This window comes from Lysobacter yananisis, assembly GCF_031199375.1.
Taxonomy (GTDB): Bacteria; Pseudomonadota; Gammaproteobacteria; order Xanthomonadales; family Xanthomonadaceae; genus Lysobacter; species Lysobacter yananisis.
On sequence record NZ_CP133568.1, the window covers coordinates 1,984,474 to 1,999,047 of the forward strand.

The following is a 14,574-nucleotide window of genomic DNA, read 5'->3' on the forward strand; positions in this document are numbered from 1 at the left end:
GGGGCCGCGCCATAAGGGGCATCCTGCCCCATGTCGCGCGTGCGCATCCATGCGCACGCCCTCCGGGGCTGCGGAACGTGTGCTTTGCTTGAGGTTGCGTCAAAGCGAACAGCAACAGCAACAGCAACAGCAACGGCAAGATTTTGTTGGGTCCGGCTTGCGCCGGAACGGTGGTGAGGGAGTTCGTCGCTGGCCGCCGTCGAGGCCGCTGCCGTCTTGATCCGTCTCGCGATGGCCATCGAGACTAAGGTCGCGGCATCGCCGGATTTCGGATGAAGAAGAGCGCCGTGCGCACGCCCGCACCACCGTTCACGAACCTCACGCTCGCGCGCTCCTTCACATGGCGATGATGCGCAATTCGACGTTGCCATCACGCACGGCGCAGCAGACTGCGTCCATACCCGTTCAGGGACGGCGGTCCGCGAAACGATCAGGTACGCCGCGGCGCCGCATGCATCGCCTGCCATTCTCAGGAGAAGACGCAATGCTCGGCATCATCATTTGGTTGATCGTGGGCGGCATCATCGGTTGGATCGCCAGCATGATCATGAGGACCGACGGCCAACAAGGCGTGTTCCTCAACATCATCGTCGGCATCGTCGGCGCCTTCCTCGGCGGTTGGCTCGGCGGGGTGCTCGGCATCGGCGCGGGCACCATCAACAGCGGCGCGTTCAACATCGCCGGTCTGGCGCTGTCGCTGGTCGGCGCGATCGTGTTGCTCGGCATCGTCAATCTGTTCCGGCGCGGCCGCGTGCGCTGAGCCGGGCGTCGGCCGCGAGCGCGGCGCTTCGCGATCCGCGTTCATGAAACGACGAAGGCCCGGCATCCGCCGGGCCTTCGTTTTGGGTGTCGCGGTATCGCCTAGTCGATCGGCCGCTGCGCGGCGCTACGTTTCAGGCGGGCGCGCTTCGTACAAGCCCGCTTCGAACAAGCTCGCGTCGAACAAGCCCGCTCCGAACAAGCCCGCTCAGGCCAGTTCGACCCACGCCGGCGCGTGGTCGCTCGGCCGGTCCCAGGTGCGCGGTTCGCGGTCGATGCCGGCGGCGACGCAACGCGCGCGCAGCGATTCGGACACCAAGGTCAGGTCGATGCGCAGGCCGAGGTTGCGGCGGAAGCCGGCCTGGCGGTAGTCCCACCACGAGAATGCGTTTTCTTCTTGCGGGAACAGCCGGAACGCGTCGTGCAGGCCCAGCGACAGCAGCCGTTGCAGCGCGTCGCGCTCGGCGGTGGAGGTGAGGATGTGGCTGTCGTTCCACACCGCCGGGTCGTGGGTGTCGCGCGCTTCCGGGGCGATGTTGAAATCGCCGAGCACGATCAGGTCGGGATGGCGGCTGAGTTCGTCCTGCACCCAGGCATGCACCGCATCGAGCCAGCGCAGTTTGTAGGCGTACTTGTCGGTGCCCACGTCCTGGCCGTTGACCACGTACAGGTCGATGATGCGCAGTCCGCCGACGGTGGCGGCGATGACGCGCTTTTGTTCGTCCTCGAAACCCGGGATGCCGATCTGCACGTCCTGCGCGGCTTCGCGCGAGAGGATCGCCACGCCGTTGTAGGTCTTCTGCCCGGCGAACACGCTGCGGTAGCCGGCTTCGGCCAGCGCGGTGTCGGGGAAGCGGCTGTCTTCGAGCTTGGTTTCCTGCAGCGCGACGACGTCCGGGGCGAACGCGGCCAGCCACTGCTGCAGGTGCGGCAGGCGCACGTTGAGGGAATTGACGTTCCAGCTGATGATTTTCATGGGCGAAGTGTAGCCGCGTTTGCCGCCGCGTCGTCGGCCGGCGGCCCGGTTTCGGGCGGCCGGGGCGCCGCGCCGGTCAGGGCGTGGGATCGGTGTCGCGGCTGTCCTCGCCGCCTTCGCCGCGACCCTCGCGCTGCGCGGCTTCGACGGCGGCGTTGAGGCGGTCCTGGTGCGCGTCGGTCGAGGAAGACGTCGCCACCGGCGGCCGGCCCTGCGGACACAGCGACAGGCGGATGCGCTGCGCGGCGGCCTCGCGCGCCGGCGCGGGCGTGGCGTTGCGGATGTTCGCCTGGTAGCGCTCGCCGTCGACGAAGGTCTCGCACGGCGTCTTGCCGAAAGCGGCGCGGTCCAGGCGCGCGCCCGCGCGCAGGTAGCCGTCGACGAGGTCGGCCAACGCTTCGGGGGCGTCGCTGTCGTCCAGCCGCTGCGGCAGCCGGGTGGCGAGCCGGTTGAGCGCATCGCCACGAGAGTCGGCGCGCAGCATCAGCGCGCCCATCTCCAGGCCGGTCGCGGCGAGCGCGTCGAGGCCGGCCTGGCTGCGCACGCCGTCCAGCGCCAACGGCGCCTGTTCGGAAGAAAAATCGTAGCCGGCCGCGATCCAGGCGCGCAGGCCTTCGTCGTGCCAGGTATCGGCGACGATCCGGGCGAGGTCGGTGTCGTTTTCGAGAAAGCAATCGCCGGCGGATTGGGCTTCGCGGGGTTGCGCGAATTCCAGCGCGCGCGCGGTCGCGTCGGCGTCGGTGCCGCGCCACAGGCGCAGCCAGCGGGGCAGGACGGCGACCGTTTCCTGGCGTTCGCTCAGCCGCACCAGCAGCGCGCCGAGCACGGTTTGCCGCTGCTCGCGCGTGCGTCCCTGCATCAGCGCTTCGGCGGCGTCGAACAAGCGCTCGCTGGACACGCGAACGGCGCCGCCGTCGGGTTCGGGCAACACCCAGTCGTCGCTCTTGCCGGCGCCGCCGATCAGGCACAGCGCGTGGCCGGGGCCGTACGCGCTTTCCAGCGGCGTCATCGCCGCGCGCACGCCGGCGCGGTCGCCGCGCGCGCTGGCCTCGATCAGGGCCGCCATGCGATCGCGCTGGACCTGCAGGCTGTGTTTGAAGCGGGCGCGATCGAACGCATCGATGCCGGCGAACACCAGCAGGGCCGGGAGGATGCCGAGCAGGCAACCGCCGAGCGCCGGGCCGATCGCGCGGCAGCGCGCGCCGTCGATCAGCGCCGCCACCGGGATCGCCGATGCCACGACGATGACGATGACGATCAGCAACAGGAACTCGCCCATGTCGGTCCGGGCCGAGGTGGCGGTGTAGTAGACCGTCAACGCCAGCGCGGCCAGCGGATAGGCCAGCAGCCAGCGGTAGAAGGCGCGGCGGCGCCGGCGCGCGGTCTGGTCGGGGCTGCCGTCCGGGGCCATGGTTCGAATCCTTGGAAAAAACCGTTCTACCGCACCGCCGCGGACGATGCCAGCGCGCTCACGCAGCGGCCGGCTTGCGCGGTTTCGGCGTGGGCGCGTCCGCCGCGCCCGGACACAGCACCGCGCGAATGCGCCGCGCCGCCGCCTGCCGCGCGGGCGGATCGTGCGGTTGCGCGCGCCGCTGTTCGCTGTTGTCGAACAACTCGCAGCTGGTGACCGGGCCGATCTCGCGCGGCCGCGCGCCGGCGGCGCGCAGCGCTTCGACCAGTTCGGCCTGCTGCGAAGGCTGCGACGAGGCGTCCAGTGCGGCGCTCAGGGAGTCGGCCTGCGCCGACAGCGCGTCTTCGCCGGCGTCGCGGTCGCTGCGCAGCAGTTCGGCGAAGCGCGGATCGGCGGCGAGCAGGGCGCGCAGGGTGTCGGTACTGCGCACCGCGCGCAGCGCGACGATGGCCTGGCCGCGGCCGGGCTCGAAGCCCAGGCCCGCGTCCAGCCACGCGCGCACGCCGTCGTCGCCCCACTCGCGAAGTACGCGTTCGGCCGGGTCGCCGAGCGTGCAATCGCCGTATTCCTCGGCCGGCGCGGACAATGGCAGCGGCTGAGGCGCCGGCTGCGGCAGCGTGCGCCGCCACAGCGCGACCCATTCGCCCAGGCGCTGCGGTTCGTTGCGGTCGGCCAAGGCGCGCAGGACGACCCGCAGGCTCGCCTGTTTGTCCTGCGCCGACGCCGGCCCGCCGACCACCGCCGCGGCCGCGGCCAGCAGTTCGTCGCTGGGCAGGTTCGGGCCGTAGCCGTGTTCGTCGACCCACAGCCATTTGACCAGGCGATAGCTTTCCCGGCCCTGCAGCATGCACAGCGTGCGCGCCGGGCCAGGGTTGTCGGGCAGGGCGTCGATGGCGGCGCGGATGCGCGCGGCGTCGCCGCCGCGGATCGTCGCCGACAGCGCCTGCACCTGTTGCTGGCGGCGTTCGAAATCGTGGCGGCGCGAGGACAGCACCGCGCCGAGGCCGAACCACAGCAGCAGCGGCGACAGCGCTGTGCCGGCGATCAGGGCGAGCAGGGCGTGGCCGGCGTGGCCGCGGCGACCGGCCCACAGCAGCACCGCGAGCGCCACGACGGCGGCGACCGCGGCGCCGACGATGCCCTGCAGCACGGTGTCGTAGGCCAGGCCGGTGTCGGCCTCGGCGTTGCCGACCCGGTACGCGGCCCAGGCCAGCCACAGCGCGCAGGCCAGCGGCGGCAGCGCGAGCGCGGTCCAGGTCGGCGCGTTGGAGCGCGGCGGTTCGGTGCGCGCGCGCGCGGCGGCGGGGCCTGGCGTTCCTTGCATGGGCGATGCGGTCCATCGGCGCGGCGGTACGCCGCGTCCGCATCATCGCATCGCGCGCCGGCGCGGCCTACTTCGCCAGGAAGCGGATCATCGCGTCGATCTTGCCCTTGTACGGCGGCTTGAGCAGGTCGCTGCCGGCCCACGGCCGTTGGTAGAACACCGGCAACAGCTTGCTGAAGGCGTCGAAACCGTTGCGGCCATGGATCGCGCCGATGCCGCTGGGGCCGATGCCGCCGAACGGCAGGTCGTGGGCGCCGAAGTGCAGCAGGGTGTCGTTGACGGTGACGCCGCCGGCCAGGGTCTGGGCGAGGATCTTGTCGACCTGGGCCGCGTCGCGGCTGAAGGGATACAGGGCCAGCGGCCGGTCGAGCCGGTTGATGCGGGCGATGGCCTCGTCGAGGCTGCGGTAGGACAGCACCGGCAGGATCGGGCCGAAGATCTCGTGCTGCATCACCTGCGCGTCGTCGCCGGGTTCGATCACCAGCGTCGGCGGGAACAGCCGCTGCGCGGCGTTGGCCTCGCGCGTGCTGCCGTCTTCGAACGGCTCGACCACCTGCACGCCGCGCGCGCGCGCGTCGTCGAGGTAGGACGCCAGCCGCGCGTACTGGCTGGCGTTGATGATGCGGGTGTAGTCCTGCGGCGCGGTCATGTCGCCGTAGCGCGCCTTCAGTTGCGCCAGCAGCGCCTCGACCAGGGCGTCGCGGCGCGCGTGGTCGACCAGGACGTAGTCCACGCCGATGCAGGTCTGCCCGGCGTTGAACCACTTGCCGGTGGCGATGCGCGCGGCGGCCTGATCCAGCGGATAGTCCGCGCACACCAGCGCCGGCGCCTTGCCGCCGAGTTCCAGGGTCACCGGGGTCAGGTTCGGCGCGGCCGCGGCCATGACCTTGCGCCCGACCGCGGTGGAGCCGGTGAACAGCAGGTGGTCGAACGGCAGCGCCGAGAACGCCGCGCCGAGTTCCGGCCCGCCCAGGGCGACCGCGACGCGGTCTTCGGGGAACACGTCGGCGAGCAGTTCGCGCAGGAACTGCGAGGTGCGCGGGGTGTGTTCGGACGGCTTGAGGTAGACGTGGTTGCCTGCCGCTATCGCCGACACCAGCGGCACCAGGGCCAGGTTCACCGGATAGTTCCACGGCGACAGGATGCCGACCACGCCGACCGGCTCGGGCCGGATCTGCGCGCGCGCCGGCCAGAACCGCCAGCCGACCGCGGCCCGGCGCGGGCGCATCCAGGCGCGCAGGTGCGACAGCGCGTGCTCGATCTCGGCCAGGGTGATCATCGCCTCCGAGAGCAGGTTCTCGTGGCTGGAGCGGTGGCCGAAGTCGGCGCGGATCGCCGCGTCCATCTGCGGAATGTGGGCGCGGAAGGCGTCGCGCAGGCGGATCAGGTCGGCGCGGCGCTGGGCGTAATCGGGCTTGCGCGCCTGCCAGGCGGTGCGCAGGCGTTCGCGGGTCGCGGCGAGGTCGGCGATGGGCGTGTCGGCGAGGATGTCCATACGCCGCAGTCTAGTACGGCCCGGGGCGGGAAAACGCGAACGCGGTGGGGCGGCAGAGGACAGGCGCGGGGGGCGCGGCGGTCGAGTTGGGAGCGCGGCGAGGCGCAGGCTTTTGTGGGAGGGCCTTCAGGTCCGATGCTTTCCGGTCCGATCGCCGCGATCTGAAACAAAAGCATCGGGCCTGAAGGCCCTCCCACAACGGCTGGGCCCTCCTGCAAGAACGAGGCCTGCCCGGATCGGGCGTTCCGCCGCCGCGTCCGCAGCGCGCCGCCGCCAGCGCTTACAATGCGCGGATGAGCCTGCGACCCTATCTCGACACCTTCCCCACCCTCGGCGAGCGCGTCTACGTCGACCCGGCCGCGACCGTGATCGGTGCGGTCGGCCTCGGCGACGACGTCTCGATCTGGCCCGGCTGCGTGGTCCGCGGCGACGTCAACTCGATCGCCATCGGCGCGCGCACCAACGTCCAGGACGGCACCATCGTCCACGTCACCCACGAAGGCCCGTTCACCCGCCCCGGCGGCCTGCCGACGGTCATCGCCAACGACGTGACCATCGGCCACGGCGCCATCGTCCACGCCTGCACCATCGATGAGTTCGCCCTGATCGGCATGGGCGCCAAGATCCTCGACGGCGCCCGCGTGTGCCGCTACGGCTTCGTCGGCGCCGGCGCGGTGATCGCGCCGGGCAAGGTGGTCGGCGAGGGCGAGCTGTGGCTGGGCAACCCGGCGCGGCTGGCGCGGCGGCTGAGCGAGCGCGAGATCGAGCAGTTGCAATACAGCGCGCAGCATTATGTGCGGTTGAAGGACCGCTACCTGGGCATGCCCGCGGCCTGAGCGCGCCGCTGCGGCGGCCGGCTAGCCAGGCCCGCCGGCCGCGTTTACAGTCGCGGCAGGGGAAAAGCAGGACTCAAGGAGTCATCGCTACATGGAAGATACGCAGAATCCGTACGCGGCGCCGACCGCGCCGCCGCCGCTGCCGGGCGAACTGGTCGACGATTCGGTCAAGGCCGACCGCGGCCTGCGCTTGGTCGCGCGGCTGATCGACGGCGCCTTGATGATGGTGTGCTTCGTGCCGACGTTCCTGGCCATCGCGATCGATCCCGGCAACAAGGAGCCCTCGGGGCTGCAGATGGCGATGATGGCGCTCAGCGTGCTCGCCGCGCTGGGGCTGTTCGTCTATCAGTGCGTGCTGCTGAACCAGCACTCGCAGACCCTCGGCAAGCGCTGGCTGAAGATCAAGATCGTGCGCAACGACGGCTCGCCGTGCTCGTTCGGGCGGATCTTCGGCCTGCGCATGTTCGTGATCGCGCTGATCGAACAGGTGCCGTGCCTGGGCGCGCTGTTCGCCCTGGTCAACGCGTTGTGGATCTTCGGCGCGGAAAGCCGCTGCCTGCACGATCTGATGTGCGATACCAAGGTCGTCAACGCCTGATGCTGGACACCTACCGCCAGGTGGTGACGCCGGAAGGCGTGGCCTTGCACCTGCGCGCCGCCGGCCCGGTGCCGCGCGCGCTGGCGTACCTGTTGGACCTGCTCGCGCGCGGCGCGATCTACGTCGCCCTGGTGCAGTTGCTGGCGATCCCGTTCGGCCAGGCCGGCGGCGCGCTGGTGATGCTGGCCAGCTTCGCCCTGACCTGGTTCTACCCGGTGCTGTTCGAAGTGCTGATGCAGGGCCGCACGCCCGGCAAGTGGGCGCTGGGGCTGCGCGTGGTCGCCGCCGACGGCGCGCCGGTGGGCTGGATGGCCGCGTTCGCGCGCAACCTGCTGCGGGTGGTGGACGCGCTGCCGCTGTTTTATGCGGTCGGGCTGGCGACCAGCCTGATCGATCCGTGGGGCCGGCGCCTGGGCGACATGGTCGCGCGCACCCTGGTCGTGCACGCGCCGCGCCAGGCGCTGCTGCACGAGGCGGTGGCGGCGCCGGCGGTGGCGCCGGACCAACTGCTGCTGGCGCACGAACAGGCCGCGGTGGTGGCCTTCGCCGAGCGCGGCCCGGGCCTGACCGCGGCGCGCCAGGCCGAACTGGCCGACCTCGCCGAGCCGCTGGTGCACGCGCGCGGCCAGGCCGCGGTGGCGCGCCTGTACGGCATCGCCAACTGGTTGCTGGGGCGGCGATGACCCGGGGCGGACGGCCATGAAGCAGGAACGATTCGTCGAACGCCACCAGGCCGAGTGGCGCGAATTCGAACTGTGGCTGGAGCGCCGCAGCGACAGCGCGCGGCGCGCGCGCTCGACCCGGCGCGAATGGTCCGGCATCCGCGACGACGAGATGCCCGCGCGCCACCGCCGCCTGTGCCAGCAACTGGCGCTGGCGCGCCGGCGCGGCTACAGCGCGGTGGTCACCGACCGCCTGCAGCAACTCATGCAGCGCGGCCACAGCGTGCTGTACCGGACCAAGCCGGCGCATCCGCGCCGCGCGGTCGAATTCCTGCTGGCCGGCTTCCCGCGCCTGGTCCGCGCCGAGTGGCGCTGCATGCTGGCCGCGGCGCTGCTGTTCCTGGTCCCGCTGGTGAGCATCTTCGTCGCCATCCAGATGAAGCCGGACCTGGCCTCGGGCCTGTTCCCGCCGCAGATGCTGGCGCAGTTCGAACAGATGTACGACCCGGCCTCCAAGCGCAGCCTGGGCCGCACCAACGAAGACGACCTGCAGATGTTCGCCCACTACATCGGCAACAACGTCGGCATCGGCTTCCAGACCTTCGCTACCGGCCTGGTCGCCGGGGTGGGCACGGTGTTCGTGCTGATCTTCAACGGCATCATGATCGGCGGCGTGGCCGGGCACCTGCAGGCGGTCGGCCACGGCGATCCGTTCTGGCGCTTCGTCGCCGGGCATTCGGCGCCGGAGCTGACCGCGATCGTGATCGCCGGCGGCGCCGGCCTGCGCATGGGCCTGAGCCTGATCGCGCCGGGCCAGCGCCGGCGCGTGGATTCGCTGATCCACGGCGGTCGCCGCGGCGCCAAGATCTGCATCGGCGTGTTCGCGATGCTGGTGTTCGCCGCCTTCGTCGAGGCGTTCTGGTCGTCGATCGCCAACATGCCGGCGTCGATCAAGTACGCGGTCGGCGCGCTGCTGTGGGCGCTGACCGCACTGTGGTTGCTGCGCGGCGGCCGCAACGCGGCCCACCAGGACGACGAAGACGCCGCATGAAGCTCGAAGCGCTCACCGTCGCCCTGCGCCCGCGCACCGCCTGGGAAGCCTGCGAACTGGGCATGGCCCTGGTCCGCCGCAACGCCGGCGCGATCTGGAAGCCGTGGCTGCTGGTGACCCTGCCGCTGCTGGTGCTGCTCAACGCCGCCGGTTGGGCGCTGGACCTGCTGTGGCTGTCGGGCCTGCTGATGTGGTGGCTCAAGCCCTGGTTCGACCGCATCCCGCTGTACGTCATTTCGCGCGCGGTGTTCGGCGAAACCCCGACTCCGCGCCAGACCGTGCGCGCCGCGCTGCGCTGGGGCGGGCGCTGGTGGCTGCCGTACCTGACCTGGCGCCGGCTCGGCCCGGCGCGGCCGCTGTACCTGCCGGTGGACCTGCTCGAAGGCGGCGACAGCGGCGAAGCGCGCCAGCGCCGCGCCGCGCTCGGCGCGCCGGTGTACGGGGTGTGCTCGCTGCTGACCCTGGTGTGCGCGAACTTCGAACTGGTGATGATCCTGGGGCTGGTGTTCGCCGGGATCATGTTCGTGCCCTTCGACTACCTGCCCGACACGTTCAAGTCGCTGTGGGACGCCTTCCTCGAACAGCCGCACTGGATGAACGCGCTGTTCAACGCGCTGGCCTGGATCGCGGCCAGCCTGATCGAACCGTTCTACGTCGGCGCCGGTTTCGGCCTGTACCTCAACCGCCGCACCGAGATCGAAGGCTGGGACATCGAGATCGTGTTCCGTCGCCTGCGCGCGCGCCTGAGCGCGGCGGCGGCGCCGGCGCTGCTGGCGCTGTGCGTCGGCGTCGGCCTGGGCGCGTGGTTGCCGCAGGCGATGGCGCAATCGGGCGCGGACCGTTCGGCGCAGTTCGAGGGCGGCGACGCGCCGGCGGCGGACCGCGAGACCGATCAGGCGCGCATCGAACGGCAGGCGCGCGAGCGCGGCGAAGCGGTCGCCGCGCAGATGCGGCGCGAAGCCGAGGCGGCCGCGCGCGACGCGGCCGGGGCGGTTAGCGAGGACGCGACTGGCGAAGAGACGGTCACTGAGGACGCGGCCAGCGAAGAGCCGGCCAGCGAAGAAGCGCAGGACGACGCGTCCTACGAGGAAGAAGACGCGCCGTCCTTCCCCAGCGTGCCGATCCGCGGCCCTGGCGAGAAGGCCGCCGACCAGCCCTCCACGCTCGACGGCCTGTACGGCCCGGCGCGCAGCGACGACCGTTCGCTGCGCAACGCGGTCGAGCAGGCGATGAAGGACCCCACGGTCGCGCCCAAGCAGAAGCAGACGGTGTGGAAGTCGCGCGCCGAGGCCGACAAGCCCAAGACCGAACGGCGCCGCGACTCGCGCGATTTCGACGGTTTCAAGGGCCTCAGCGGCGGCCTGGCGACCGGCCTGGAACTGGCGCTGTGGGGCGTGGTGGCGCTGGTCGTCGGCGCGCTGTTGTTCAGCATGGGCCGCTGGCTGGGCTGGTTCCGCGGCGGCGCGTTCGAGGAAGAACCGGCGCCGGGCGAGCTGCGCAACGCCGCGCTGGCCGAACCCGAGCCCTTGCCCGACGACATCCCGACCGCGATCCGCCGGCTGTGGCAGGGCGGCCGCGCGCGCGACGCGCTGGCGCTGATGTACCGCGCCGCGGTCGAGTCGATGGCGCAGCGCGCGCAGGTGACCCTGGTGCCCGGCGCGACCGAGGCGCAGTGCCTGCGCGCCTCGCGCAAACTGCCGCTGGCCGAGGACCGCGATGCGTTCGCGCGCGCGGTGCGGGTCTGGCAGTACGCGGCCTATGCCCAGACCCTGCCCGGCGGCGACGATTTCGACGATCTGGTGGCGCTGCTGAGCCGGCGCTTCGGGTGGGCCGCATGAGCCGCCAGGGCCTGATCGCGTTGGCGCTGCTCGCGCTGGTCGCGCTGCTGGGGTTCGGCGGCTACAGCCTGTGGCGCAAGGATTACGTGCGCAGCGAAGAGATGGTGGACCTGCCGCGCACCGGCGAGGCGGCGAGCAATCCGCTGTACGTGCTCAAGCTGGCGCTGGCCAAGGACGGGGTCAAGGTCGACGCGCGCCAGCGCCTGCTGCTGTCGCAGCATCCGCTGCAGCCGCGCGACACGGTGCTGATCTACCGCGACCCGCGCACCCTGGCCGCGCCGGACGCCAAGGCGCTGCTGGAATGGGTCGCGCGCGGCGGCCACCTGATCGTGCGCACGCCGCCGTGGCGCGAGCGCCTGGGCGAGGCCAAGGTGCCGGTGCTCGAGGAAGTCGGGGTGACCCTGCTCGACGCCGCCGACAACGAAGACAACGGCCAGCGCAGCGGCTGCGCCAATCTGTACGAACGCGGGCGCGAGTCGCAACTGGTGTTCTGCGGCGCGCGCCGCTTCTACTTCTACAACGCCGACGCCGCGCCCGAAGCGGCCTGGGGCGACGAGGACAGCGCCTACGTCTACGCGCGCCTGCCCTACGGCGAGGGCCGGGTCGACGTGCTGGCGGACATGGACTTCCTGTCCAACCGCGGCGGTTCGGCGCTGGCGGCCTTCGCCGGCGTCCGCCACGGCGACGACGAGGTCGCGCAGCCGTCCAACGCCGCCTTCGCCCGCCAGGTGCTGGCGCCGAACTACCGCGCCGGTACGATCCACCTGATCTACGCCGCCGACGTCCCGTCGCTGTGGCAGACCCTGATCCGCAACAGTTGGATGGCCTGGCTGCCGCTGCTGCTGTGGCTGGCGGCGTGGCTGTGGCAGCGCATGCAGCGCTTCGGCCCGCTGCGGCCGGCGCCGGCGATGGAGCGGCGCTCGCTGCTCGAACACATCGTCGCCAGCGGCGAGCACATCTACCGCTACGGCTACGGCCCGAGCCTGTACGCCTCGGTGCGCGCCGCGTTCCTGCTGCGCCTGCGCCGGCGCGACCCCTACGCCGCCTCGATCGAAGGCGAGGCGCAGGTGGAACTGCTGGCCCAGCGCTACAAGAACGAACCCGGCCTGGGACCGGCGCAGATCCGCGACGCCCTGGCCCATCCGCTGGCGCGAGACCACGCCGCGTTCCGCACCCGCATCGCCACCTTGATCCGCATGAGAAACCGACTATGAGCCTCGACGCCGCTCCGCTCGTCCCGATCACCGGCCCCGCGCTCGCCGAACGCGCCGCCGCCGTGCGCGATGAGGTCGGCAAGGCCTTCATCGGCCAGGCCGACGTGCTCGACCAGATCCTGATCGCGCTGCTCGCCGGCGGCCACGCCCTGCTCGAAGGCGTGCCCGGGCTCGGCAAGACGCTGGTGGTGCGGGCGCTGTCCAAGGCCCTGGACTGCGGGTACGCGCGCGTCCAGTTCACCCCCGACCTGATGCCCAGCGACATCAGCGGCCACGCGGTGTACGACCCCAAGACCGAGAGCTTCAACATCCGCCGCGGCCCGGTGTTCACCAACCTGCTGCTGGCCGACGAGATCAACCGCGCGCCGGCCAAGACCCAGTCGGCGCTGCTGGAGGCGATGCAGGAGCTGCAGGTCACCATCGAAGGCCACAGCTTCGAGCTGCCGCCGCCGTTCCTGACCCTGGCCACCCAGAACCCGGTCGAACAGGAAGGCACTTATCCGTTGCCGGAAGCCCAGCTCGACCGCTTCCTGCTGAAGGTGCTGATCGGCTACCCGACCCTGGCCGACGAGAAGCGCATGGTCGCCGCGGTGAGCCTGGGCCGCAGCGCGTCGGACTTCGATCTCTCGCAGGTGCAGCGCGTGCTCGGGCCGGAGGAGATCGTCGCGATGCAGCTCGGCACCGCGCTGGTGCGGGTGGACGAGGCGGTGATCGACTACGCCGTGCGCATCGTCGCCAAGACCCGCGACTGGGCCGGCATCGCGCTCGGCGCGGGGCCGCGCGGCAGCCTCGGCCTGGTGCGCGCGGCGCGCGCGCAGGCGGTGCTGTCGGGGCGCGACTTCGTCACCCCCGACGACGTGCGCGAGATCGCCAAACCGGTGCTGCGCCATCGCATCGCGTTGGCGCCGGAACTGCAGATCGAAGGCCAGTCCGCCGACGACGTGCTGCACGCGCTGCTGGCCACGGTCGAAGCGCCGCGGCAATGAGTCCGGCGCCGCCGCCGCTGCCCGCCGTCGCCGGCGCCGCGCCCGCGGTGCCGCGCGAGCGCGCGCAGGCGCGCCAGGCCTGGCCGCGGCCGTCGTTGCGGCTGGGCTGGCTGGCGCTGCCGTGCGCGGCGCTGGGGCTGGCGGCGAGCGCAGGCTGGCTGGCGCCGCAGTGGTGGCAGCTCGCGGCGTTGCTGGCGCTGGCGGCGCTCGCGCTGGACCTGTGGCGGGTGATGCGTGCGCCGACGCCGCGCGTGCAGCGGCGCATGCACGACACTTGGGCGATCGGGGTGGAGCGCGCGGTGACGTTGCAGATCGACGGCGACCGGCGCCAGCGCCTGGACGCGTTCGACCTGCATCCGGGCGGTTGGGCGATGCGCGATCTGCCGCGCCGGCTCGACCTCGCGCCGGGCCAATCGACGGATTTCGAATACTTCCTGCGCGCCAACAGCCGCGGCGATTTCCAGTTCGACGGAATCCAACTGCGGCTGCATTCGCCGTGGGGCCTGTGGTGGCAATCGCGGGTGGCCGGCGCGCCGCAGCGGGTGCGCGTGTTCCCCAATTTCGCGCCGCTGGCCAAGTTCGCGATGTTCAGCGCCGAACAGGCCTCGCGCCTGGTCGGCGCGCACGTCAAGCGCCGCCGCGGCGAAGGCACCGACTTCCACCAGATGCGCGAGTACCGCGTCGGCGACAGCCTGCGCCAGATCGACTGGAAGGCCACCGCGCGCGCGCGCCGGCTGATCTCGCGCGAGTACCAGGACGAGCGCAACCAGCAACTGGTGCTGATGCTCGACACCGGCCGCCGGTTGATGGCGCGCGACGGCGAACTCTCGCACTTCGACCACGTGCTCGACGCGGCGCTGGTGGTGTCGTACCTGGCGCTGCGCCAGGGCGATGGCGTCGGCCTGCTCGCCAGCGGCGGCCAGAGCCGCTGGGTGCCGCCGCAGCGCGGCGTCGGCGCGATCGACAACCTGCTGCGCGCCAGCTACGCGCTGCAGCCGCAGCCGGTCGCGACAGACTTCCTCGCCGCCGCCACCGAACTGTCGCTGCGCCAGCGCCGGCGTTCGCTGGTGATGCTGGTGACCAACCTGCGCGACGAAGACATGGACGACCTGCTGGCCGCGGTGCGGATGCTGCGCGGCCGCCACCTGGTGTGCGTGGCCAGCCTGCGCGAAGGCTCGCTCGACCAGGCGCTGGGCGACGAAGTCGACGACCTGTCCGGCGCGATCCGCGCCGGCGCCGCCGCGCAATACCTGGAACACCGCACCCAGGCCCACGAGGCGCTGCGCAGCCAGGGCGTGATGGTGCTGGACGTGGCCTGCGACCAGTTGGCGGCGTCGCTGGTGGAGAAGTACCTGGCGGTGAAGCGCGATCGCTTGCTGTAGGCCCGGTTCGCCCGCAGCGACGCGCGGCGTCCGCGTTCGGCG

General features: G+C 71.9%; 14 protein-coding genes. 9 read left to right on the top strand and 5 right to left on the bottom strand.

Features of this window, described 5'->3' with window-relative positions; genetic code table 11:
• Positions 1-484 precede the first annotated feature (484 nt).
• Positions 485-760 (top strand): GlsB/YeaQ/YmgE family stress response membrane protein, encoded by a 276-nt coding sequence (locus RDV84_RS08350; RefSeq protein ID WP_057949485.1) that lies wholly within the window; start codon positions 485-487, stop codon positions 758-760.
• A 207-nt stretch (positions 761-967) separates the two neighbouring features.
• On the opposite strand, the gene xth is transcribed toward RDV84_RS08350, so the two are convergent.
• The 5 genes from xth to RDV84_RS26045 all read right to left on the bottom strand — a co-directional run bounded on the left by xth (position 968) and on the right by RDV84_RS26045 (position 6,162).
• The gene (gene xth / locus RDV84_RS08355) at positions 968-1,735 is read right to left on the bottom strand and encodes an exodeoxyribonuclease III (RefSeq protein WP_309153060.1); all 768 of its coding nucleotides are present in this window, start codon (positions 1,733-1,735) and stop codon (positions 968-970) included.
• Positions 1,736-1,811: 76 nt separating this feature from the next.
• Positions 1,812-3,146 (bottom strand): hypothetical protein, encoded by a 1,335-nt coding sequence (locus RDV84_RS08360; RefSeq protein ID WP_309153061.1) that lies wholly within the window; start codon positions 3,144-3,146, stop codon positions 1,812-1,814.
• A gap of 58 nt (positions 3,147-3,204) precedes the next feature.
• Complete coding sequence (locus RDV84_RS08365) at positions 3,205-4,470, bottom strand: hypothetical protein (protein ID WP_309153062.1); 1,266 nt, start codon at positions 4,468-4,470, stop codon at positions 3,205-3,207.
• Positions 4,471-4,537: 67 nt separating this feature from the next.
• Positions 4,538-5,965 carry a coniferyl aldehyde dehydrogenase gene (locus RDV84_RS08370; RefSeq protein ID WP_309153063.1) on the bottom strand — a complete coding sequence of 476 codons (1,428 nt, stop codon included), beginning with the start codon at positions 5,963-5,965 and terminating at the stop codon, positions 4,538-4,540.
• A complete protein-coding gene (locus RDV84_RS26045; protein ID WP_425606427.1) occupies positions 5,854-6,162 on the bottom strand; it encodes a DUF6053 domain-containing protein in 309 nt (102 codons plus the stop codon). The genes RDV84_RS08370 and RDV84_RS26045 overlap by 112 nt, the downstream gene beginning before the upstream one ends.
• 96 nt (positions 6,163-6,258) lie before the next feature.
• Here RDV84_RS26045 and RDV84_RS08375 point away from each other — a divergent pair, with 96 nt between their 5' ends.
• The 8 genes from RDV84_RS08375 to RDV84_RS08410 all read left to right on the top strand — a co-directional run bounded on the left by RDV84_RS08375 (position 6,259) and on the right by RDV84_RS08410 (position 14,532).
• Complete coding sequence (locus RDV84_RS08375; protein ID WP_057949480.1) at positions 6,259-6,801, top strand: gamma carbonic anhydrase family protein; 543 nt, start codon at positions 6,259-6,261, stop codon at positions 6,799-6,801.
• A 91-nt stretch (positions 6,802-6,892) separates the two neighbouring features.
• Complete coding sequence (locus RDV84_RS08380) at positions 6,893-7,399, top strand: RDD family protein (RefSeq protein WP_309153064.1); 507 nt, start codon at positions 6,893-6,895, stop codon at positions 7,397-7,399.
• Entirely contained in the window at positions 7,399-8,082 is a 684-nt protein-coding gene (locus tag RDV84_RS08385) for an RDD family protein (RefSeq protein ID WP_057949478.1), read from the top strand. Before RDV84_RS08380 ends, RDV84_RS08385 begins: the two co-directional genes overlap by 1 nt.
• A gap of 16 nt (positions 8,083-8,098) precedes the next feature.
• Positions 8,099-9,112 (top strand): stage II sporulation protein M, encoded by a 1,014-nt coding sequence (locus tag RDV84_RS08390; RefSeq protein ID WP_078997203.1) that lies wholly within the window; start codon positions 8,099-8,101, stop codon positions 9,110-9,112.
• Entirely contained in the window at positions 9,109-10,950 is a 1,842-nt protein-coding gene (locus RDV84_RS08395) for a DUF4129 domain-containing protein (RefSeq protein WP_309153065.1), read from the top strand. The genes RDV84_RS08390 and RDV84_RS08395 overlap by 4 nt, the downstream gene beginning before the upstream one ends.
• Positions 10,947-12,164: a DUF4350 domain-containing protein gene (locus RDV84_RS08400; protein ID WP_078997201.1), complete on the top strand. Its 1,218-nt coding sequence runs from the start codon at positions 10,947-10,949 to the stop codon at positions 12,162-12,164. Before RDV84_RS08395 ends, RDV84_RS08400 begins: the two co-directional genes overlap by 4 nt.
• Complete coding sequence (locus RDV84_RS08405) at positions 12,161-13,150, top strand: AAA family ATPase (RefSeq protein WP_057949474.1); 990 nt, start codon at positions 12,161-12,163, stop codon at positions 13,148-13,150. Before RDV84_RS08400 ends, RDV84_RS08405 begins: the two co-directional genes overlap by 4 nt.
• Complete coding sequence (locus RDV84_RS08410) at positions 13,147-14,532, top strand: DUF58 domain-containing protein (protein ID WP_309153066.1); 1,386 nt, start codon at positions 13,147-13,149, stop codon at positions 14,530-14,532. The genes RDV84_RS08405 and RDV84_RS08410 overlap by 4 nt, the downstream gene beginning before the upstream one ends.
• Positions 14,533-14,574: the final 42 nt, after the last annotated feature.

What these genes read in the sequence shown, in the direction of transcription:
- RDV84_RS08350 (WP_057949485.1), top strand. Translation starts at nt 485, where the DNA reads ATGCTCGGCATCATCATTTGGTTGATCGTGGGCGGCATCATCGGTTGG.
- xth (WP_309153060.1), bottom strand. Translation starts at nt 1,735, where the DNA reads ATGAAAATCATCAGCTGGAACGTCAATTCCCTCAACGTGCGCCTGCCG.
- RDV84_RS08360 (WP_309153061.1), bottom strand. Translation starts at nt 3,146, where the DNA reads ATGGCCCCGGACGGCAGCCCCGACCAGACCGCGCGCCGGCGCCGCCGC.
- RDV84_RS08365 (WP_309153062.1), bottom strand. Translation starts at nt 4,470, where the DNA reads ATGCAAGGAACGCCAGGCCCCGCCGCCGCGCGCGCGCGCACCGAACCG.
- RDV84_RS08370 (WP_309153063.1), bottom strand. Translation starts at nt 5,965, where the DNA reads ATGGACATCCTCGCCGACACGCCCATCGCCGACCTCGCCGCGACCCGC.
- RDV84_RS08375 (WP_057949480.1), top strand. Translation starts at nt 6,259, where the DNA reads ATGAGCCTGCGACCCTATCTCGACACCTTCCCCACCCTCGGCGAGCGC.
- RDV84_RS08380 (WP_309153064.1), top strand. Translation starts at nt 6,893, where the DNA reads ATGGAAGATACGCAGAATCCGTACGCGGCGCCGACCGCGCCGCCGCCG.
- RDV84_RS08385 (WP_057949478.1), top strand. Translation starts at nt 7,399, where the DNA reads ATGCTGGACACCTACCGCCAGGTGGTGACGCCGGAAGGCGTGGCCTTG.
- RDV84_RS08390 (WP_078997203.1), top strand. Translation starts at nt 8,099, where the DNA reads ATGAAGCAGGAACGATTCGTCGAACGCCACCAGGCCGAGTGGCGCGAA.
- RDV84_RS08395 (WP_309153065.1), top strand. Translation starts at nt 9,109, where the DNA reads ATGAAGCTCGAAGCGCTCACCGTCGCCCTGCGCCCGCGCACCGCCTGG.
- RDV84_RS08400 (WP_078997201.1), top strand. Translation starts at nt 10,947, where the DNA reads ATGAGCCGCCAGGGCCTGATCGCGTTGGCGCTGCTCGCGCTGGTCGCG.
- RDV84_RS08405 (WP_057949474.1), top strand. Translation starts at nt 12,161, where the DNA reads ATGAGCCTCGACGCCGCTCCGCTCGTCCCGATCACCGGCCCCGCGCTC.
- RDV84_RS08410 (WP_309153066.1), top strand. Translation starts at nt 13,147, where the DNA reads ATGAGTCCGGCGCCGCCGCCGCTGCCCGCCGTCGCCGGCGCCGCGCCC.